Genomic DNA, 20,447 nt, shown 5'->3' on the forward strand with positions numbered 1-20,447 from the left:
TGGGGCAAAAAAATATGCGAAGCGTCGCGGGGCAGATATTCCTCCTGCAGGTGGCGCTGGTGGTGCTGCTCGTGGCATTGGCCGTCCTCGCCCTTGTCCTGCAGTCACGGCGGGACTCCCACGCCGAGGCCGAACGGCGCTCCATAGCCGTCGCGCAGACGTTCGCGCATTCCCCAGGCATGCTGGCCGCACTGCAAGCCCCCGATCCCGCGAGAGTTCTGCAGCCGCTGACTGAGGCGGGACGCAAGTCCGCGGGCGTCGACTTCGTCGTGGTGATGGACACGACAGGGATTCGCTACACCCATCCCCTGCCGGACCGCATCGGGAAGCGGTTCGTGGGAACGATCGAGCCGTCGCTGGCGGGGAAGGTCTACACCGAAAGCGTGCACGGTCCCCTCGGCGAAGAAGTCCAGGCGACCGTGCCCGTCCGGAACACCCGGGGCCAGGTGGTGGCCCTCGTCTCCGCCGGGCTGAAAGTCAAGAACGTGACCGGTCTGGTGGACCGGCAGATACCGCTCATCCTGACCGCCGGGGCGGGCGCGCTCGGGGTGGCCACCGCCGCCACAGTGCTGGTGGGCAGGCGGCTGCGACGACAGACTCACAGCCTGGCCCCGAACGAGATGACCCGCATGTACGAGCACCACGACGCGGTGCTGCACGCCGTGCGCGAAGGGGTGCTCATCGTCAATGGCGAGGGGCGGTTGCTGCTGGCGAACGACGAGGCCCGACGACTCCTGGAGCTCCCCCCGGACGCGGAGGGGGAGCACGTGTCCCAGCTGCCGACCCTGGAACCTGACATGGCGGCGTTGCTCAGTTCCGGCCGCGAGGCCACTGACGAGGTGCACTCGGCTGGACCGCGGCTGCTGGTGGTCAACCAGAGGCCCACGGAATGCGGCGGGGGCCCCCAGGGCACCGTGGTGACGCTGCGCGACTCCACGGAGCTGCGGGCTGTGTCCGGGAGGGCCGAAATCGCAGGTGAGCGGCTGAAACTGCTCTACGACGCCGGACTGGGCATCGGCACCACCCTGGACGTGATCCGAACGGCCGACGAATTCGCCCGGATCGCCGTCCCGCGTTTCGCCGACTTCGTGACCGTCGACCTGGCCGACGCGGTCCTGCACGGCGAGGAACCGGCGGCCACGGCAAAGGGAATGAGACGGGCTGCCGTGTGCGGTATCCGCGACGACCATCCGCTCTACGAGAAGGGCCGGCTGATCGACTTTCTGCCGTCCACGCCCCAGGCACGCGGTTACGGCACCGGCCGCTCGGAACTGGTGGCCGACCTGTCCACCGCGACGGGCTGGCACCTGCAAGATCCGGAGCGCACCGAGCAGATAGTGGACTACGGCATCCATTCGCTCATAGCGGCTCCGATCCAGGCCCGCGGTGTCGTGCTGGGCATGGTCAACTTCTGGCGCTCCGAGGAGCACGACCCCTTCGACCAGGAGGAGCTCTCACTGGCGGAGGAACTGGTGGCTCGTGCCGCGGTCAGCATCGACAACGCCCGCCGCTACACGCGCGAGCACGCCCTGGCGGTCACCCTCCAGCGCAGCCTGCTGCCGCGAGGCCTGCCCGAGCAGAGCGCTCTCGACGTCGGCTACCGGTACCTCCCGGCCCAGTCGGGTGTGAGCGGGGACTGGTTCGACGTGATAACCCTGCCAGGCAGCCGCGTGGCGCTGGTCGTCGGTGACGTGGTGGGCCACGGTCTGCACGCCGCTGCCACCATGGGGCGGCTGCGGACCGCGGTGCACAACTTCTCCGCGCTCGATCTGCCGCCCGACGAGCTGCTGAGCCATCTCGACGACCTGGTCGGGCGCATCGACCAGGACGAGGCGTGCACGGACAGCCCCGCCGCCGTCGTGGGCGCCACCTGCCTGTACGCGATCTACGACCCCACGACGCGCCGCTGCACCATGGCACGCGCGGGGCACCTGGCTCCCGCGCTGGTCGGTCCTGACGGACAGGTCACCTTTCCCGACCTGCCGCCGGGTCCGCCCCTGGGTCTCGGTGGCATGCCCTTCCAGACCGCCGAGCTGGACATCGCCGAAGGCTCCCGGCTCGTCCTCTACACCGACGGTCTCATCGAGGACCGGACGCGCGACCTCGACGAAGGAATGGAACTCCTGCGCAAAGCCCTCGCGGGTCATCCTGAGCGCACGCCGGAGGAGAGCTGCCAGGCCGTGCTGGAATCGCTGCTGCCCGCACGCCCCACGGATGACGTGGCTCTGCTCATCGCCCGTACCCACGCGCTGCCCCCGGATCGGATCGCCGAGTGGGAAGTGCCACCCGATCCGGCCGCCGTCGCCGGGGTGCGCGCCGCGGCGACCGAGAAGCTCGACGAGTGGGGCCTGTCCGAACTGGGCTTCAGCATGGAACTGGTGCTGAGCGAGCTCGTCACCAACGCTGTCCGCTATGGGGGCGAGCCGATCCGTTTGAGGCTGATTTTCGACCGCACGCTGATCTGCGAGGTGGCCGACAGCAGCAGCACCTCGCCCCACCTGCGGTATGCCGCGACGACCGACGAAGGCGGCCGGGGCCTGTTCCTGGTGTCGCAGCTGACGGATCGCTGGGGGACCCGGTACACCCCGCAGGGCAAGGTGATCTGGGCCGAGCAGGCGCTACCGGATCACTGAGCCCCTTCAGAGCTCCGAACAAAGGGGGAGCCCGGCTGGCGACGCCCGGCACGCACGCTCGCCGCGTTGCCGAAAGGCCCTGGTGGCTCCGCTACAAGGACCTTCCGGCGCCTTGCGATCGCACGCACCGGACGCCGCGAGCTGATCGGACTCCCCTTCTCTTCGGAGCTCTTAGCGTTGCCGCTCCAGGGTGAGGACGGCCGCGGCGATTGGCGACACCCGATGCGGGCTGGACCGGGCTCTGCGAAGGCCCTGCCAGGACTTCGGACGGGCCGCACCTCGCTCCACCTTGCCGGTGGGCTGAGGCTTGATGCACTCCCTTCCGCGCTGTTCCTCTCGCGGGGCCGAGGCGGGGCCCGGCAAGGACGGCCCGGGCCCGGTCAGGGCTCGGGGCAGTGACGGTTTCGGGACGGGTGGGAGGACCTTGCGCGTGATGAGGCGTGCCCACTGCAACGCCCTGCTCACCAGCGTGGTGATCCGCACAATGGCCTGGACATCGCGGAGGTCGTCCGTCAACTGCTGGAGGACGGTCGACGGCGCCGGTGGTGGTGCCGGTACCAGAGCGCGCCGACCGCGGCGGACGCCGCGGCCAGGGCGATGCCGAGGACCGGCCAGCGACTGTCGGCGATGCGCAGGCCCGTCAGGAAGGTCACGGCGGTCAGGACGAGCGGCACGAGGAGGGAGAGGAGCGCGCGGAGCGCGGACGCCAGGACTTCCGGTTCCGGGCGGGATATCCGGTGGCGCGGTGCGGGCGCGGTGTCGGCGAAGTAGTAGGCGAGGACCCGGTCCGCCAGGCGGGCATCGACGCGCTGGTAGGTCATCGCCATGTACGGGAGCCAGACCAGAGGGGCGACCAGCCCGGCCAGGAATACCACGCCGAGGAGCAGCCACCGCCAGGCCTGGACGGCGACCCGGCGTGCGCGCCGGCCCGCGTCCCGGGGCTCGTCGCCCGGCGTCAACACGCCGAGGAGGCGAGCCATGCGCAGGGTGACCTGCCACAGGGCCTTCCACCGCCTCCAGCGGGTGGGTGCGCCGGTGGCGCGTCCGGTCCGGGCGAGTGCGTCCTGCGCCTGCCGGGTGTCCTCGTACACGCCTTGGAGGACGAGGAGTTCACCGACACGGGCTCTCGCTGTGGGGTCGCGGCCGTCGAGGGCGGCCAGCTCCAGGACCGTACGTGCCTGGCGGAGCAGCGCCGCGCAGAACGCGAGGGGAATGAGCACGAGGAACGGGCCGCCCACGACGGATCCCTCCGATACGACTGCCCGTCGGCCGTGCGTGACCACCAGGGCCCGGAGTTCCGCCTCGGTGGCATGGGGGTAGTTCCGCCGAAGCCGGGCGACTGCTTCGGGCACGGCCGGACCGATGCGGCGGACGGCGAAGTCGGCGAGGAGTTCGGGGAGGTGCCCGGGATCAGTGACGATCGACGCCAGCAGTGAGCGTTCAGGGGAGGGCTCCTCGCGGGGACCAGCAGCCTTCCGATTCTCCCGATGCGGCACAGGCGACATTTATCACGAAACAGGAAAACCGGCATGTGTTCCCCTTCCGTCCGACCTCCCGGCTTGGAGGTTCCGATCGAGCCGGGCCCGGCGCCCTGGTACTCCCCTGAACCTCCCCCTATCGTGCTTCGCGCTCGTCTTCATGGGGCGGACGGGCCCGGGAACGTCGACCGGGTGCACGAGGAGCCCTGAGTCCAGCCGCTGCCCGCGTCCCGGACGGGGCAGGCCCGTCATCTGACGCCCGTCGTCCGGGGTGCGTGGCCTGTGGCCCACGCCTGCCGCGCCTCACGCACTCTTCGGTCGGCGGGCCGCCTTCTTGGCCGGCTGCTTCTTCGCCGCCTTCTTCTTCGGCTTCGGCATCTCGTGCACGTCGGCGTCCTCGCCGCGGGAGGCCTTCGCCTTGGCGACGGACTCGCTCAGGGCGGCCATCAGGTCGAGCACCTGCGCCGGCTTCTCGGGCTCCGGCGTCTCGGGCAGCGGCCTGTCCTCACGCTTGGCCTCGATCACCTTCGCGATGGCCTCGGTGTACGTGTCCTGGAACTCGTCGCCTTCGAGGTCGTCGCGGCTCATCATCTCCATCAGCGCGAGCGCGCCCTCGATCTCCTCCTCCGGTACCTCGACCGGGGGCGGCAGCAGTTCGGTGGGGTCGCGGATCTCGTCCGGCCAGCGCAACGCGTTCAGGACGATCACGTCGCCGCGTACCCGCAGCATGCCCAGCCGCTCGCGCCCGCTCCACGCGTACTTCGCGATGGCCACCTTCTCCTGCCGCTCCAGGGCCAGGCGCAGCAGCTTGTACGGTTTCGCCGCGACCTGCCCGTCCGGGGCCAGGTAGTAGCCCTCGGCGATCTGGATGGGGTCGATGCGGTCGGCCGGTACGAAGGCGTCGATCTCGATCGCCTTGGCCGTCGGCAGCGGCAGGTCGCGCAGGTCCTCGTCGGTGATCTGGACGATCTGGTCCTTGGCGTACTCGTAGCCCTTGCCGATCTCCGCCTGACTCACCTCGCGGTCCTCGATCTCGCACACCTTCCGGTTGCGGATCCGGCCCTGGTCTTTGACGTGGTACTGGTGGAAGTGGATCGAGTGGTCCTCGGTGGCGGACTGGACGTGGATCGGCACCGTGACCAGGCCGAACGAGATGGCACCTGACCATATGGTCCGGGGCATGGCTGGACCTCCGCGGTAGCCCCGAGCACTGCCAGCCTATGAGGCCCACCAGCACCCCGCACGCCCACCCCGGCGACCGCCCGGCACGTCGTTCGGTGAGGTGCCGGGGCGTGTCGTCCCCACAGGTCAGCGAGCCAGGATGACCTCGAAAGGGCCGCCCTTCATGCGGTGACCTGGGGTCGGCCTGGGCCGAGGTAGTGCACGGCGGCCTGCTCGCTGTGCGGGGTGAGCAGCCCTTGCAGCTCCAGTGCGGCGGCCTCGAGGTGGTGGGCGTCACGGCTGGCGTTCACAGTTTCGAGGACGAACGCGACGTGGGTGGAGTCCTCGGTGACGCGGGTGCGGTGGGCGTCGCGGTGGTTCCAGTGACGGGTCAGGACACCGGTGGAGTCCGCGTAGATGATCTCGTCGGCCTTCGGGTGCTCGATGGTGTCGGGTTCGCCGAGCGGCGTGAACTCCTCGGTGCCGTCGGCGTACCGGATGTCGATGTCGCCGGTGACGCGGTCGAGATCGAACGCGCCGGCGGGCAGGGCGTGCCGTACGGAGACGGCGTTGTACGCGTCGACGGGCGGATTGATACGCGGCAACGCGCCCTTCTTCGCGAACCGGCGGCCGAGCGCGTCGACGCTGGGACGGATGCGGCGGGGATTGGTGCCGAAGGACCGGTAGGCGGTGTGCCACGCCTCGATCCGGGGGTCGGTCTCGTCGGCGGGCTGCCAGACGCCGTCGGCGAGCCGCTGCTCCAGGTCCCCGAGCGCCTCGGCGGTGTCGGGCCAGGGCTCGTGGCCGCGCAGTCCGGTGGCGGTGACCACGGCGATGAGGGTGTCGGGAAAGGCGTCGGCGACGGCGGGGGCGAGATGGAAGGCGGTCACGGAGGGCTCCGTTCCTCGGTGTGTGTCCGTGCAGGTGGGAGGGTCAGGGCTGCCAAGGACCGACGCGGTCGAGCCGTCGGCGTTGCTGCTGCGCCGTGGGAACGTCGAGGCCCTGGCCGCGTGCGGCGAGGCGGTCGGCGACGTCGGCGCGCTGCTCGACGCTCTTGTGGTCGTCGTACTTGAACTTCGCCCGTACGTCGGTGACCTCCAGGCGCAGGCCACGGATGCCGGGCAGCATCCGGCCGTAGGGTGGCCGGTCGACGGCGACGGGCCCGTGGTCCCCGCCGGGCTGGAAATGGGCGAGTTGCCGGCGCAGCAGGTCGGCCTTGGCCTCGGGGTCGTCGACCAGGTGGGCGCGGCAGGTGAACTGCACGGCCGCGTAGTAGCTGGTGGGCACGCCTGCGGTGGGGTCGGCACCGGGCTTCGCGCGCCAGGGGCCGGGGACGAAGGCGTAGTCGCCGATGACGGTGAAGGTGACGTTCGGGTCGTGCTCGATCGCCTCCCAGACGGGGTTGGGCCGGGCGAGATGGATCAGCAACTCGCCGCCGTCGGCGGTGAAGTGGGTGGGGACGACGGCCGGCGGCCGCCCGGGCAGTCCGTTGACGCTGAGCTGTCCGAAGTCGTGGCCTTCGGCGATCCACGTCCGCCATTCGGCCTCGTCCAGGCCGGCGTCCCAGGGCTGGATGAACATGCTGCTCTCCTGCGTGATCGAGGGGGTGGGCTGCGGTTCAGGTCAGGGCGAGAAGGCTGACGGCGACGGCGGCCGTACCGAGCCCGACCAGTTGGCCGCGGTGGACGCGTTCGGCCAGTACGCCGCGGGCGAGCAGCACCGTGCCCGCCGGATAGAGAGCGGTGATGACGGCGACGACGGCGAGGTCCCCGCTGCGGGCGGCGAGCAGGAAGAGCAGGTTCGCCACCGAGTCCAGAACGCCGGCGGCGGCCGACATCGCGTACGCGGGTCTCTCGGATCCGAGCCTGCGGTACATGACCGCGGCCGCCGCCAGGGTGACGGCCGAGGAGACCGCCCGGCCCACGACGAGCGGGGCCACCCCGCTGTCCGACGGCGCCTGGTGCAGGCAGATCAGCTGGAGGGCGATCGCCGCGCCGGCGCCGAGGGCCAGCAGCAGCGCGGTGCGCGAGGGCCGCGCCGACCCGGCGCCGGGGCCGGCGCTGACGAGTACCACCGCGGCCATCGCGAGCGGCAGGCCCACCAGTCCGGTGACGCCCAGGTGCTCCCCTGCACCAGACCGACGCCGACGGGAATCATGGCGGACACCAAGGCGGTCACGGGGGAGAGGATGTTCATCGGGCCGATCGCCAGCGTGCGGTAGAGCAGGGCGAACGCGACGGCGGAGGCGACCCCGGACGCGGCACCCCACCCGAGGGCACCGGCGCTGAACGAGGCGCCGAGCACCGGCCACAGCACCAGCTCCACCGCGAGGGACGCCGGAGCCGCGATCATCACGGTGCGCAGTACATGGGCCTTACGGGCCCCGAGGCCCCCCAAGAAGTCGGCACACCCGTAGGCCAGGGAGCTGCCCAGAGCCAGCAGCAGAGCGATCACGGTACATCCCTTACTATGCAATGGAACGACCCAACCGTACGACAAACCGACCGACCTGTGTCAACCAAACGACCGCACGGTGCGCCAGACTGACCGACTGCAAGGAGTGATCGGATGGCCGAGACGGACGCCGCCCTGCGGACGCTCGCACACAACGTCAGAGCGGCCCGCACGCGCGCAGGACTGTCCCTGGACGAACTCGGCCGACGCGCCAAGGTCAGCAAGGGCGCGCTGGTCGCACTGGAGAAAGCCCAGGGAAACCCGAACTTCGCGACCCTGGTCCGGCTGGCCGACACCCTCGGCGTATCCGTCTCCGCGCTCATGGAAGGGCGGCCCGAGGGCCGCGTCCGCGTCGTGTCCGCCGACACGGTGACGCCGCTGTGGACCGGCGAACAGGGCAGTGAAGCACGGCTCATGCTCACGACGCTCGGCCCCGCCCCGACTGAGATCTGGCGCTGGCGACTTCAGCCGGGGGAGGAATATCCCAGCCATCCCCACCAGGCCGGCGTCGTCGAAACCGTCAGCGTCACCGCCGGCCGGATGACACTCATCGTCGACGGCGCCGAGCACCCCCTGGAAGCCGGCCAGACCGCCACCTTCTACGGCGACGCCCCCCACACCTACCGCGGCACCGGCACCGGAACCTGCCACCTGATCATGACCGTCCACCTGCCACCCGGCCCCACCACCACCTGACACCCGCACGGCGGGTCGGTCGGAGCACCGTGGGGACGCCTCGGCCTTCCGCGGGACCCCCGGCCGGTGCCGGGTCCGCGGCCGAGCGCCCGGAGCTGGGCGAAGCGCAGACCGAGCATCCCGCTGGCCGCCCACGGCCCTCACGATCCCTGCACGCCGCCGTCGCCGTGACCAGCGTCTTCGCCTACCCCCGCGGCCCTGCCCGTCAGCGACCGGGACCGACCGCCGTACGGCCTCGGACGGTCCCGCGCCCTGGTGCCGGACGAGCCTCCGGCTGCCGGACAACGCGTGGCCCGTACCCGCCGGAGGTGATCCGCGGTGCTGAACCACACGAAGGGAGCCACAACCGCGTTCGTGGTTTCGGGCACTCCGCACCACTCACCAAGGGAGTGCCGGCCCGTATGCCTACGCGGGCAGCGCGGGGAACACGACCACCGAGCCGTCCTTGTCGCGGGCCATCTCAATCGCCACGTCTGTCGTGCGGCTGTTGACCGTGGCGCCGTCACCCAGCTTGTGAAGCCGGTATGCCGCGCGCATCAGGCGATCGACTTCACCGGTCGTGAAGACGGGTCGCAAACCGTTCGGGCGTGCCAGCTCCAGCGCCGAAAGACGGTGCAGGACACCGGCGATGCTCGACTCCAGTTCGTCGAGGCGCTGCTGGTCGCGCTTGAGCGCGCGGGCGAAGTTCTCGAACAGGTTGCCAGGGTCGTTCTGGGCATGCTCGACGGCCTGCAGGACGATGACCCGCCGCTTCAGCGCGATGGCCAGGGCGGCGAGTTCGAGGTGGGCGCGGAACGTGCCGCCTTGGTCGTCGACGCCGGGGAACGACTTGGTCAGCGTGCTCATCTCGACGGCCTTGCCGTCGGGCAGCTTGTCGAGTGCGCTCTGCCACTGGGCAAGGCGGCGGTCAGCGGCGCCGAGCGCCGTGTTGATGGCATGCACTGCCGAGTCCAGTCCCAGCGAGACACCGAGCTTGCCCTGGTCGAGCAGAATGGCGGTGGCTTTGTCGATGGCATCGCGGCAGCCGTCGAGTTCGCTGTGCTCGTCTTCGAGCTTCTGTTCGTGCAGTTGCTCCAGCAGCTCTGTGATGTGCTCGATGGCCTCCTGGCGCTTGGAGTCGGCATTCGCGCTCATCCCCACCGCCACGGCCATGAGCACGAGCGGTGCGGCCACGGTGAGCGCCGCGCTGCCGGCGACCGCGACACCGGCTGTTGCACCGGCTCCACCGGCTGCGCCTGCCGCTGCCGCTTTGCCGACTGGCACGAACGTCGCCTGGGCGGCGATGCCCGTCGAGTTCACGAGCGCGCCGTGGATGCCACCGGCCGCCCCCTTCGACGCCATGGGGCGAACCATGCCCTGACCGAACTGGGCGGCGACCTTCGCCGGAACCACCATGCGATACAGGCCCTCGCCGGCAGTCGTCGCCGTGGCCGCCGCGGAGGAAGTTCGCGCTGACTGCGTGATGAGCTGGGACAGGTGCTGTGCCAAGGGGCTTGCCGCATCGAGCGGGATGCCTCGGCCGCGGTCGAGCTTGTCGGGTAGCGGATGTGCCTCAAGCGTGGCGATCGGCTCGTCGGCCAGGGCGGCCAGCACACTGCGCAGTTCAGCCAAGCGCCCAGCCGTCATCGGCTCGTCTCCGGCCAATGCGGGCACCCGGACATCACCGGTTGCCAGCGTCCAGACCGGAACGGTTGCCTTGCGGTCGTCAGTCATCGTCTCCCCTTGTTTTCCGACAGCAGCCTACGGCTGACGTCCGACAAGAACGGCATGAACCTCGTGTATTCCGGCGCATGCAGTCGCGTCAGTGAGGGCCGACCGACTGTCAGACTCGGGTGCCATGGTGTGCGGGCGATCCTCCCCCTGGCCCTGTGGGCGCTCCTGAGGCGCGTACGGGCAATTCCAGCCGTTTCACCGAGTCCGGTGCGGCTCGTGGCTGTTACTTGCTGGTGCGGAGTCGTTTCGCCGTGTAGCGTCGCTGCCAGCTGTCGTGGTTCGCCGTACCTGCCCGCGCCTTGGCGCGGGCGTTTTGCTGTGCAGTGCCGGGCCAGGGCGATCACCTCCAGGACCGCGCGGTGCGGTTCCTGACATCGACCGAGAGGTACCAGCATGGCCAGCGGAACCGTCAAGTGGTTCAACGCCGAGAAGGGTTTCGGCTTCATCGCCCAGGACGGCGGCGGTCCGGACGTCTTCGCGCACTACTCCAACATCAACGCCTCCGGCTTCCGCGAGCTGCAGGAAGGCCAGGCGGTCACCTTCGACATCACCCAGGGACAGAAGGGCCCGCAGGCGGAGAACATCACTCCCGCCTGACCTGGGACCTGACCAAGGCCGAGGCAGGGTAGAACTCCTGCCGGCCGCCGCGTCGTCGAACACGGCGCGGCGACCGGCAGGACCTGTCGCCGCGCGGCGGGCCCGCACCATGCCGGGCCCGGTGAACCGGGAGACGGCAGCAGGGGCGCCTGCCCTCATCCGTGACCCGGGCTCTCGATCGCGGGTCCGATGGCCCTCTGCCGGCATCAACCGGCCCCAGCACAACCGGGCGGTGGCCACCCGGTTCGACAAGCTCGCCGTCCGCTTCGGGACCACCGTCCACATCGCCGCCATCAACGAACGGCGGTGACCTGGTAGGACGTTCCGCACCCCATGCCATCCTGGTGGCGGCAAGCGGCAGCACATCGGCACGAGGGAGACAGCGGACGCGGCGAAGGCGGCTACGAGATCGTCCGCCGCGACACCACCCGCCGCGCACACGAGGGCACCACCGCAGCGGGCCGAGGCAGGCCGCACCTGCCGCTCGCCGCCCGCGCCGCCCGCGCAGTCCGCTCAGTCGGCCCGGTCGGCGGCCGCGCCCCGGCCTCCGTCGGTCCCCGCCGGGGAGAAGGCGCGGCGGCCCGGCATGCGGTCGCCGAAGATCTTGGTCAGGGTGCGTGTCCGGTACAGCACCACCTGGGTGATGATCTGCAACACGATCCAGGACACGGCGTACAGGGCGCCGTCCAGAGCGGGCACGGTGTCGACGGGCAAGGTGTACGCGAGGACCAGTCGCAGCAGCGCGTCGCACAACAGACCTGCGCCCCACAGGACCGTCAGCCCGCGCCACACCCGCCGGAAGGCCGCGTCCGTCTCCCACAGTCGCTCCAGTACCGCCGTCCGCCCGGGCAGCAGCGTACGCAGAGCCTGATAGGTGAACGGCCGTGCGGTGAACAGCGTCACCAGCAGCCAGACGCCGGCGAGGGCCGTGAACAGGCCGTTGCGCGCCAGTGCGATGCGCGGGTCGGACGTCATCAGCGACGCCCCGGCGCTCACCAGGAGCAGGGCCAGGGTGAAGACGCCGATGGCGTCCGGCTTCCGGTGACGGATCGCGGAGTGCAGTGTGTGCAGAGCGGGCGCGGAGCCGCTCAGCAGCAGAGCGGTGATCTCACCCGTTCCGGCGGCGCGCAGCACGTAGTAGAGCCCGACCGGCAGCACGATGTCGCACAGGACGGTGACGGCGAAGCCCCAGCGCGAGGACGAGCCCTCCGCGGCTTCGGGCGGCTCGGACTGCTCGGGAGGATGGTCGGCGGGGGAGGCGGTGGGGCCGGAGCGGGGTGTGGGGGGAGTCATGAACGGTGCTCCTGTGGATCGGCCGCGGTCGGGCGGGTCCGCGCAGGGGGTCAGGTGGGACGGGTACAGCGGTCGAACATCTCTACCAACTCCTGTGCCGCGCGCTGCAGTTCGTTGGACGTGCCGCACGGGTGGTGGCGCAGGACGTTGTCGATGGCGCCCTGCAGGGCCAGGGCCATGATGGGGCAGTCGAAGGTGCCGAACTCTCCCTCGGCGCGGCCCTGCTCCAGCAGCTCGACGAGTGTGTCCACCGACGTGACGCGGTCCTCCACATCGTCCAGACCGGCGATCTGCCCGTCCCGGACCATGCGGACGATCTCCATGAGTGCCCGCGCTCGCAGGGGGTGGCGGGTGATGAAGTCGAAACGGGCCGCGATGTACGCGCTCAGCCTGCCCCGGTGGGTCGTCTCGTCGGCGATGCGGGCAGCCGTCAGTTCCTGCGCCTGCCTGATGACTGTGTCGGCCACCTCCGCGAACAGTTCCGGCTTTCCGGAGAAGTGATAGGAGATCATCCCCGTACTGCTGAGTTTCGCCTGTTGCGAGATCCTGGTGAAAGACGCCTTCGCGTAGCCGCTTTCGGCGAGGGTCTCGATAGCCGCCTGGACTATCTGTGCTCGCCGTGCCTTCTGTGTGAATGTGCGAGTCTTCGCCTTAGCTACGTTGGCCATCATGATCTCAAATTAGCATGATCAGATTCGAGTAATTCCCCTGACTTTCACGTCTTCTTCGGCTGTCTGTTCAGTCGACAAAAACGCGTCGGGCCGTGGCGCGCACGGCATCCACCAGCCTCATCGCCGCGATCGCCTCCGCACGGACCTCGCTCTCCGCGGCCTCGGCCCCACCCGCACGCACCTGCCGTGCGAACGCCTCCAGCAACAGCTGGAGCTGGTCGGCGGCGGGCAGGTGGAGGCGCTCCTCGCGGTCCTGTTCCTCCAGCACCACCAGCGGTTGATGAGCCGGCGGTGGGGTGAAGGCCCGTGTCACGGTGGCCCGGCCCCGCTCCCCCCACAGGGTGTAGGTCGACGCGTAGACGTGCTCGAACCCGAAGGACAGCTCGGCCAGGACACCGGACGGTGCCACCAGCAGCACCTGGCCGGACAGGTCCAGCCCGTCCTGGACGCGGACCCGCAGGCTCGCCCCCGCCACCTCCAGGCCCGGTCCGAGCAGCAGCGACGCGGCCCGGAGGGGATACACACCGACGTCCAGCAGCGCCCCTCCGCCCAGCCGGGCGTCGTAGCGGATGTCGTCCTTGGCCAGCGGGGGAATGCAGAACGCCGCCCGGAAGGAGGCCAGTCGGCCGATTCGGCCCGTCTCCACCAGGTCCCGGACGTGGGCGTGCTGCGGATGGTACGGGAACATGAAGTTCTCCCGCAGGACCAGACCGCGCTCCGCGGCCAGCGCGCACAGCGCCCGCGCCTCGGCCGCGTCCACCCCGATGGGCTTCTCCACCAGGACGTGCTTACCCGCCCTGAGCGCCTGCTCGGTGAAGCGGCGGTGCAGCCCGGTCGGCGTCGAGATGTACACCGCGTCGATGTCGGGCCGGTCCAGCAGTGCGGTGAAGTCCGTTTCCGCGGCGCACCCGAAACGCTCCGCGAACCGCTCGGTCTTGGCCTCCGAGCGGCCGGCCACGGCCGTCAGCCGCAGCCCCGGCGTACGGACCACCGTGGGCAGCACCCGGCGCCACGCGATCGACGACGTCCCCAGCGCACCCAGCCGGACCGTGCGCTCCCCGGCCCCCGTCACAGCGACCTCCAGGCGGCGATCAGCGTGCGGGCCTGGACGTTGAGGTGGTGGCCGTAGCGCAGCAGCTCGTCCACCTGACGCAGGGACACCCAGCGGAACTCGTCGGACACCACCGGCAGGTCGTCGCCGGTCTCGACGATGATGTAGTGGTTCTCGCCGTGCAGGAAGCGTCCGCCCTCCTCCGACAGCTTCACGTCGTAGACGGCGTCGGCGCGGCGGGCCAGCACCTCGTCCAGATAGGGCGGCCGGAGGCCGGACGGCAGATGTGCGTAGTTCTCCGGCGTGCACTGCAGGGTCGGGCCGAGCTCCGCCACCGACACGAACCCGGGTTCGGCGCGAGCGCGCAGCAGCGCGTGCGGCACACCCCGCGACCGCCGGACGAACAGGGCCGACAGACCCGTGCCGTGCGGCTTCAGCAGGGGCTGGGCCCAGGCGCGTACCTCCCGCCGGGCCGAGGTGACGTCCACCGCGACGATGCTGAAGTACTGGCCGCGCTCATGGGCCACCTCGGTGTCGCTCATGTTCCAGCCACCGGTCTGCGCCAGCCCGATCGCGGTGACCCGCACCTCGTGCTCGGCCCGTCGGCGGGTGATCCAGCTACGGATGTCGGCGTCCGAGTGCACGGCCTCCACCGCATGAGCCTGCCAGTCCGGCAGGCAGGACAGCACGGTGCGCGCGTCCATGTTCACGAGGTTCTCCTCGCGCAGCAGCGCGTGCACCTGCCCCAGGGTCAGCCAGGCGAAGTCCTCGCCGGCCTCGACGTCCGGACCCACCGTGATGATCATGTTGCGGTTGCGTTTGCGCAGGAACCAGGAACCCTGCTCCGACTGGAGCACGTCGGCCACCACGGAACCCGGCTCGGGGCGGCGGAAGCGCTCGAGATAGGGAACCTCCGAACCTCCGTGGACGCGCATGTAGTTGCTTTTCGTCGCCTGAACGGTCGGCGACAACTGGACCCCGTTGATGTTTCCGGGTTCGGACTTGGCCTGCATCAGCAGATGCGGTACTCCGTCGAAGTCCCGCAACGCGATGCCCAGGATGCCGATCTCCGGCTGGTTGATGATCGGCTGCTCCCAGGCCGGTACCGGGCCGAAATCCGAGGCGACCCGCAGCCCGTGCACCGAGAAGAAACGCCCGCTGCGGTGCCGCAGATCACCGGAGCGTTCGTCGAAGGTCCACCCGTCCAGTTCCGCGAACGCGATCCGCTCCACCCGTTGCGCCTGTGCCCGGCGCCGGTCCTCCAGCCAGGCCGCCAGGTCGGCGTTGCTCAGGACGCCGCCGTCGACGGCCGCCGCGGACGCGGCCAGGCTCGCCGCGGTGGGTGTCCCCGCGGAGTGCGACGCCACCAGCGCGGTCGTCGGTGTCATGGGTACGACCTTTCCTCGTCCAAGGCGTTCGGCCCTGCGTACGGTTCACCGGCCGGAGCGCCGTTGGTCGCACCTCCGCGCCGAAAGGACGGCATCCGCACCCGAAGGGGGCGGCAGCCGAATGCCGCGACTCCCAGCGTGCCCGGTGCGATTCGAGCATTCGCCTAGTGATTCCTTCTTGCGGCCCGCCCCCGTACTGGCTATGGGCCGGGGATCCGCGCTTCTACGCGCCGGTCACAGGGTCGATGGGCGGCCCGGCCGGGGCCCGGGCCGGGAAAGGCCCGCGCCCGGCTAGGAATTCCCCTAGAGCGTTTTGCGCGGCTGCCGATCACCGCCGGACCGCGTGCGAATGTGAGGGCTGCTCCCGTCCTCACGCCCTCGGTATCTGGAGTGCCATCGATGAACGAGCCGGTGCCCACCGACCTCCGGAACGTCGTGCCGGGCCACGCACCCGTGGCCGTCGTCGGTCTCGCGTGCCGGCTGCCCGGAGCCGACGGCCCGGCCGCCTTCTGGGACCTCCTCACCGCGGGCCGCTGCGCCGTCGTCGACACCCCGGACGACCGGCGCGAGGGCGCGCCGGCCGACGGCTGGCCCACTCCGAACGGCGGCACCGCCCCCTTGCACGGCGGATACGTCACCGCGCCCGCCGACTTCGACGCCGCGTTCTTCGGCATCTCGCCCCGCGAGGCCGACGCCATGGACCCGCAGGCCCGACTCGCCCTCGAACTGGGCTGGGAGGCCCTGGAGCACGCCGGCATCCCCGCCCTCTCCGCCCCCCGCGCCACCGCCGTCCACCTCGGCGCGGACGTCTGCGACTACGCCGACGTCGTACGGCGCTCCGGCACGGGACCCGGGCACCACACCCTCACCGGACTCAACCGCGCCCTCATCGCCAACCGGCTGTCCTATGCCCTCGGCGTCAGCGGCCCCAGCATGACCGTGGACAGCGCCCAGTCCTCCTCCCTGGTCGCCGTCCAGCTGGCCTGCGACAGCCTCCGCCAGGGCGACTGCGAACTCGCCCTGGCCGGCGGCGTGCACCTCAACCTGAGCCCCGAGAGCTCCCTGGCCGCCGCCCAGTTCGGGGCGCTCAGTCCGGACGGCGCCTGCCGCACCTTCGACGCCCGGGCCAACGGTTACGTACGTGGCGAGGGCGGCGGCATCGTCGTCCTCAAGCTCCTCGACCGGGCCCTCGCCGACGGCGACCACGTGTACGCCGTCATCCGCGGCGGGGCCGTCAACAACGACGGCACCGGCACCAGCATCACCACCCCCGACGTCACCGCTCAGCAGACGGTCCTGCGCACGGCCTACGAGCGCGCCGGAGTCGACCCCGCCGATGTCGGCTACGTGGAACTGCACGGCACCGGCACCCGGGTCGGCGACCCCGTGGAGGCCACCGCCCTCGGCCAGGTCCTCGGCACCGCCACCGGCCGCCGTACCCCGCTCGCCGTCGGATCGGTGAAGACCAACATCGGTCACCTGGAGGGCGCGGCCGGCATCGCCGGGCTCCTCAAGACCGTGCTGTGCCTCTCCCACGGCCACCTCGTCCCCAGCCTCCACCACGAACAGCCGAACCCGGCCATCGACCTCGACCGGCTCGGACTGCGCGTCCAGCGCGAGCTCGCCCCCTGGACATCCGACACCCCCGGCGCCCCCCTCCGGGCGGGGGTCTCCTCCTTCGGCATGGGCGGCACCAACGCCCACCTCGTCCTCGAAGCCGCCCCCACCCCCCGACCCGAGACACCGCGCGCCCCGCGCAGCGCCCCCGCCACCGTCCCCTGGCTGCTCTCCGCCCGCACCCCGCTCGCCCTGCGCGCCCAGGCCGAGCGCCTCGACCACCACGTCCGCGCCGGCCGGCCCGACCCGGTCGACACCGCCTGGTCCCTGCTCACCACCCGCACCCACCTGGAACACCGTGCCGTCGCCGTCGGCACCGACACCACGGACCTCCTGCACGCACTGGCCACCGCCGTACCCGCCGGCCCGGTCGACGGCGACATCGACCGGCCGGTGTTCGTCTTCCCCGGCCAGGGCAGCCAGTGGCACGGCATGGCCGCCGAACTCCTCGCCGACTCACCGGTGTTCGCCGACCGCCTGGCCGCGTGCGGACGCGCCCTCGCCCCGCACGTCGACTGGGACCTCGACGCCGTACTGCGCGGCGACCCCACGGCCCCGCCGCTGGACCGCTCCGACGTCGTCCAGCCCGTCCTGTGGGCCGTGATGGTGTCCCTGGCCGCCCTGTGGCAGGCACACGGCGTCCGGCCCGCCGCCGTCGTGGGACACTCCCAGGGCGAGATCGCCGCCGCCTGCGTCGCCGGCGCGCTCAGCATCGAGGACGCGGCACGGGTCGTCACCCTCCGCAGCAAGATCCTCGTCGCCCTGGAGGGCCGCAGCGGCATGGTGTCGCTCGCCCTGCCCCCGGACACCGCCCGGCACTTCACCGCCCGTTGGGGCGACCGCGTCACCGTCGCCGCCCTCAACGGACCCTCCTCCACCGTCGTCTCCGCCGACGCCGACACCGTCACCGACATCCTCGCCACCGCCGACCGGGAGAACGTGCGGGCCCGCCGCGTCGGGATCGACTACGCCTCGCACTCGGCGCACGTCGAACCCGCACGCGAGGACATGCTGCGGCTCCTCGCCCCCATCACCCCGCGCACCCCCGAGGTGCCCTTCCTGTCCACCGTCACCGGCGACTGGCTGGACGGCCCCGCCACCGACGCCGCCTACTGGTACGACAACCTGCGCCGACCGGTCCTCCTCGAACCCGCCGTCCGCGCCCTGACCGCCGCCGGACACGGCGCCTTCGTCGAGGTCAGCCCGCACCCCGTCCTCACCGGCCCCGTCCAGCAGACCGTCGAGGCCACCGCGGGTAGCCGACAGGCCGTCGTCACCGGCACCCTGCGCCGCCACGACGGCGGCCCCGCCCGCTTCCAGGCCTCCCTCGGCGCCCTGTGGGCCCGGGGCGCCGACGTCGACTGGACACCGGTCTTCTCCGGCCTCGCACCGCGCCGCACCGACCTGCCCACGTACGCCTTCCAGCGCAGGCGCCACTGGATCGCCGACGCCGACACCCCGGCTGTCGCCGCCGGGGTCCCGGCCGCGTCCGCGACCGCCCCGGACCGGCGCCCGCCCGCAGCACAGGCCGCCCAGACCCCCGCCGGTCTCTCCGACACGGACGCCCTGCGCCTGGTGCGGGAGAGCACCGCCGTCGTGCTGGGCCACACCGACCCCGCGACCGTCGACCCGCGACGCTCCTTCAAGGACCTCGGCGTCGACTCGGTCACCGCCGTGGAACTGCGCGACCGGCTCAACGCCCTCACCGGAGGCGATCTCCCCGCGACCGCTGTCTACGAATACCCGACCCCGGCCCGCCTCGCCGACCGCTTGCGCGCCACCCCCGACGAGCCCGAGACCGCAGCCCTCACCCCCGGGACCACCCCCCTCGCTCCCGCCGCCCCCACCGACGTGGACGATCCCGTCGCGATCGTCTCCATGGGCTGCCGTCTCCCCGGCGGCGTACGCAGCCCCGAGGACCTGTGGCGGCTCGTCGCCGACGGAGTGGACGCCCTCACCGCCTTCCCCACCGACCGAGGCTGGGACCTCACCACCCTCTTCGACCCCGACCCGGACCGCACGGGCACGACCTACGTCCGCGAAGGCGGGTTCCTGGACGGGGTGGCCGAGTTCGACGCCGGGTTCTTCGGCATCTCGCCGCGTGAGGCGACGGCGATGGACCCGCAGCAGCGGCTGCTGCTGGAGACCGCCTGGGAAACCCTCGAACGCGCCGGCATCGACCCCCGAACCCTGCACTCCACCCCCACCGGCGTCTTCGTCGGCGCCACCGCTCCCGAGTACGGCCCCCGCCTCCACGAAGCCACCGAAGACGTCGAAGGCCACGTCCTCACCGGCACCACCGCCGGCGTGGCCTCGGGGCGCATCGCCTACGCGCTGGGGCTGGAGGGCCCGGCGGTGACGGTCGACACCGCCTGCTCGTCCTCGCTGGTCGCGCTGCACCTGGCCGTGCGCGCCCTGCGCAACGGCGAGTGCTCCCTGGCCCTCGCCGCCGGCGCGACCGTGATGTCCAGCCCCGGCATGTTCGTCGAGTTCGGCCGACAGCGCGGCCTGGCACACGACGGCCGCTGCAAGCCGTTCTCCGCCGACGCCGACGGCACCAACTGGGCGGAAGGTGTCGGCGTGCTGCTGCTGGAGCGGCTGTCGGACGCCCGGGCCAACGGCCACCAGGTCCTGGCCGTCGTGCGCGGATCGGCGATCAACCAGGACGGCGCGTCCAACGGGCTGACGGCACCGAACGGTCTTTCGCAGGAGCGGGTGATCCGTGCGGCGCTGGCGGACGCGGGGGTGTCGGCGGCGGACGTGGACGTGGTCGAGGCGCACGGCACCGGGACCAAGCTGGGCGACCCGATCGAGGCACGGGCCCTGCTCGCCACCTACGGGCAGGAGCACGACGCCGACCGGCCGCTCCGGCTGGGCTCGCTGAAGTCCAACATCGGCCACGCCCAGGCCGCCGCCGGGATCGCCGGCGTCATCAAGATGGTCGAGGCGATGAGGGCACGCGTCGCCCCCCGGTCCCTGCACGCCGAGGAAGCCACGCCGTACGTGGACTGGTCGTCGGGTTCGGTGGAGTTGCTGGCGCGGGCTCGGGAGTGGGAGGTGCCGGACGGGCGTCCGCGCCGGGCCGGGGTGTCGTCGTTCGGGATCAGCGGCACGAACGCGCACGTGATCCTGGAGGAGGCCGAGCCGGACACGCACGTGATGGTGGAGGAGGCTGAACCGGAGACCGCGGAGGCCGCCGAGGCGACGGAACCTCCGGCCGACGGCGAGGGTGCGGTCATTCCCCTTATGGTGTCGGCTCGTTCCGAGGGGGCGTTGGCCGGTCAGGTCGAGCGGTTGAAGACGCATCTGGCTTTGGGTTCGGCGCGGTCGGTGGATGTGGCGTGGTCGTTGCTGGTGTCGCGGTCGGTGTTCGAGCATCGGGCGGTGCTGGTGGGGGGTGAGCCGGTGGTGTCGGGTGTGGTGTCGCCGTCGGCTGGTTCGCCGGTGTTCGTGTTCCCGGGGCAGGGGGCGCAGTGGGTGGGGATGGCGGTGGAGCTGCTGGAGTCGTCTTCGGTGTTCGCGGCGCGGTTCGCCGAGTGTGGTGAGGCGTTGTCGTCGTTTGTCGACTGGTCGTTGGTCGATGTGGTGCGTGGGGAAGCTGGTGCGCCGGGTCTGGATCGGGTGGATGTGGTGCAGCCGGTGTTGTGGGCGGTGATGGTGTCGCTGGCGGCGGTGTGGGAGTCGTTCGGGGTGCG

14 protein-coding genes and 2 pseudogenes are annotated in these 20,447 nt (G+C 71.4%); 5 read left to right on the forward strand and 11 right to left on the reverse strand.

All coding sequences use genetic code 11. The features are described from left to right. The first annotated feature begins 14 nt into the window (after positions 1-14). On the forward strand, positions 15-2,633 hold the full coding sequence (locus ACIBBD_RS18330; RefSeq protein WP_399420471.1) for a SpoIIE family protein phosphatase: 2,619 nt from the start codon (positions 15-17) through the stop codon (positions 2,631-2,633). 171 nt (positions 2,634-2,804) lie between these two features. On the opposite strand, the pseudogene ACIBBD_RS18335 reads toward ACIBBD_RS18330, so the two are convergent. From ACIBBD_RS18335 to ACIBBD_RS18360, 6 genes and pseudogenes are all read right to left on the reverse strand, one after another. Then, positions 2,805-2,921: pseudogene (locus ACIBBD_RS18335) on the reverse strand (IS5/IS1182 family transposase); the annotation flags it as partial. Between the two features lie 224 nt (positions 2,922-3,145). Next, on the reverse strand, positions 3,146-3,985 hold the full coding sequence (locus ACIBBD_RS18340; protein WP_399420443.1) for a hypothetical protein: 840 nt from the start codon (positions 3,983-3,985) through the stop codon (positions 3,146-3,148). Between the two features lie 429 nt (positions 3,986-4,414). Further along, positions 4,415-5,293, reverse strand: a complete 879-nt coding sequence (locus tag ACIBBD_RS18345; RefSeq protein WP_399420444.1) for a Ku protein — start codon at positions 5,291-5,293, stop codon at positions 4,415-4,417. A gap of 161 nt (positions 5,294-5,454) precedes the next feature. Continuing rightward, positions 5,455-6,162, reverse strand: a complete 708-nt coding sequence (locus ACIBBD_RS18350) for a B3/4 domain-containing protein (RefSeq protein ID WP_399420445.1) — start codon at positions 6,160-6,162, stop codon at positions 5,455-5,457. A gap of 43 nt (positions 6,163-6,205) precedes the next feature. Continuing rightward, positions 6,206-6,853 (reverse strand): FMN-binding negative transcriptional regulator, encoded by a 648-nt coding sequence (locus ACIBBD_RS18355; RefSeq protein ID WP_399420446.1) that lies wholly within the window; start codon positions 6,851-6,853, stop codon positions 6,206-6,208. A 37-nt stretch (positions 6,854-6,890) separates the two neighbouring features. After that, positions 6,891-7,726, reverse strand: a pseudogene (locus ACIBBD_RS18360) (EamA family transporter). A gap of 114 nt (positions 7,727-7,840) precedes the next feature. On the opposite strand from ACIBBD_RS18360, the gene ACIBBD_RS18365 reads away from it, so the two are divergent. After that, positions 7,841-8,422 carry a helix-turn-helix domain-containing protein gene (locus ACIBBD_RS18365; protein WP_399420447.1) on the forward strand — a complete coding sequence of 194 codons (582 nt, stop codon included), beginning with the start codon at positions 7,841-7,843 and terminating at the stop codon, positions 8,420-8,422. A gap of 405 nt (positions 8,423-8,827) precedes the next feature. Here the strand turns inward: ACIBBD_RS18365 and ACIBBD_RS18370 are convergent, their stop codons facing one another. Beyond that, positions 8,828-10,135 (reverse strand): hypothetical protein, encoded by a 1,308-nt coding sequence (locus ACIBBD_RS18370; protein ID WP_399420448.1) that lies wholly within the window; start codon positions 10,133-10,135, stop codon positions 8,828-8,830. Positions 10,136-10,528: 393 nt separating this feature from the next. Between ACIBBD_RS18370 and ACIBBD_RS18375 the strand changes: the two genes are divergently transcribed. Next, on the forward strand, positions 10,529-10,732 hold the full coding sequence (locus ACIBBD_RS18375; RefSeq protein ID WP_037751662.1) for a cold-shock protein: 204 nt from the start codon (positions 10,529-10,531) through the stop codon (positions 10,730-10,732). A gap of 121 nt (positions 10,733-10,853) precedes the next feature. Continuing rightward, positions 10,854-11,042 carry a hypothetical protein gene (locus tag ACIBBD_RS18380; RefSeq protein WP_399420449.1) on the forward strand — a complete coding sequence of 63 codons (189 nt, stop codon included), beginning with the start codon at positions 10,854-10,856 and terminating at the stop codon, positions 11,040-11,042. Between the two features lie 203 nt (positions 11,043-11,245). Here the strand turns inward: ACIBBD_RS18380 and ACIBBD_RS18385 are convergent, their stop codons facing one another. The 4 genes from ACIBBD_RS18385 to ACIBBD_RS18400 all read right to left on the reverse strand — a co-directional run bounded on the left by ACIBBD_RS18385 (position 11,246) and on the right by ACIBBD_RS18400 (position 15,135). Continuing rightward, positions 11,246-12,025, reverse strand: a complete 780-nt coding sequence (locus ACIBBD_RS18385; RefSeq protein ID WP_399420450.1) for a VC0807 family protein — start codon at positions 12,023-12,025, stop codon at positions 11,246-11,248. Between the two features lie 50 nt (positions 12,026-12,075). Further along, on the reverse strand, positions 12,076-12,696 hold the full coding sequence (locus tag ACIBBD_RS18390) for a TetR/AcrR family transcriptional regulator (RefSeq protein WP_399420451.1): 621 nt from the start codon (positions 12,694-12,696) through the stop codon (positions 12,076-12,078). Positions 12,697-12,763: 67 nt separating this feature from the next. Then, the gene (locus ACIBBD_RS18395) at positions 12,764-13,768 is read right to left on the reverse strand and encodes a Gfo/Idh/MocA family protein (RefSeq protein WP_399420452.1); all 1,005 of its coding nucleotides are present in this window, start codon (positions 13,766-13,768) and stop codon (positions 12,764-12,766) included. Then, positions 13,765-15,135, reverse strand: a complete 1,371-nt coding sequence (locus tag ACIBBD_RS18400; RefSeq protein ID WP_399420453.1) for an NDP-hexose 2,3-dehydratase family protein — start codon at positions 15,133-15,135, stop codon at positions 13,765-13,767. Before ACIBBD_RS18400 ends, ACIBBD_RS18395 begins: the two co-directional genes overlap by 4 nt. A gap of 399 nt (positions 15,136-15,534) precedes the next feature. Here ACIBBD_RS18400 and ACIBBD_RS18405 point away from each other — a divergent pair. Next, positions 15,535-20,447 (forward strand): beta-ketoacyl synthase N-terminal-like domain-containing protein (locus ACIBBD_RS18405; RefSeq protein WP_399420454.1); only part of this gene is annotated, 4,913 nt, incomplete at its 3' end.

The sequence above is a fragment of the Streptomyces sp. NPDC051315 genome, assembly GCF_044455165.1.
In the GTDB taxonomy this organism is placed as follows: Bacteria; Actinomycetota; Actinomycetes; order Streptomycetales; family Streptomycetaceae; genus Streptomyces.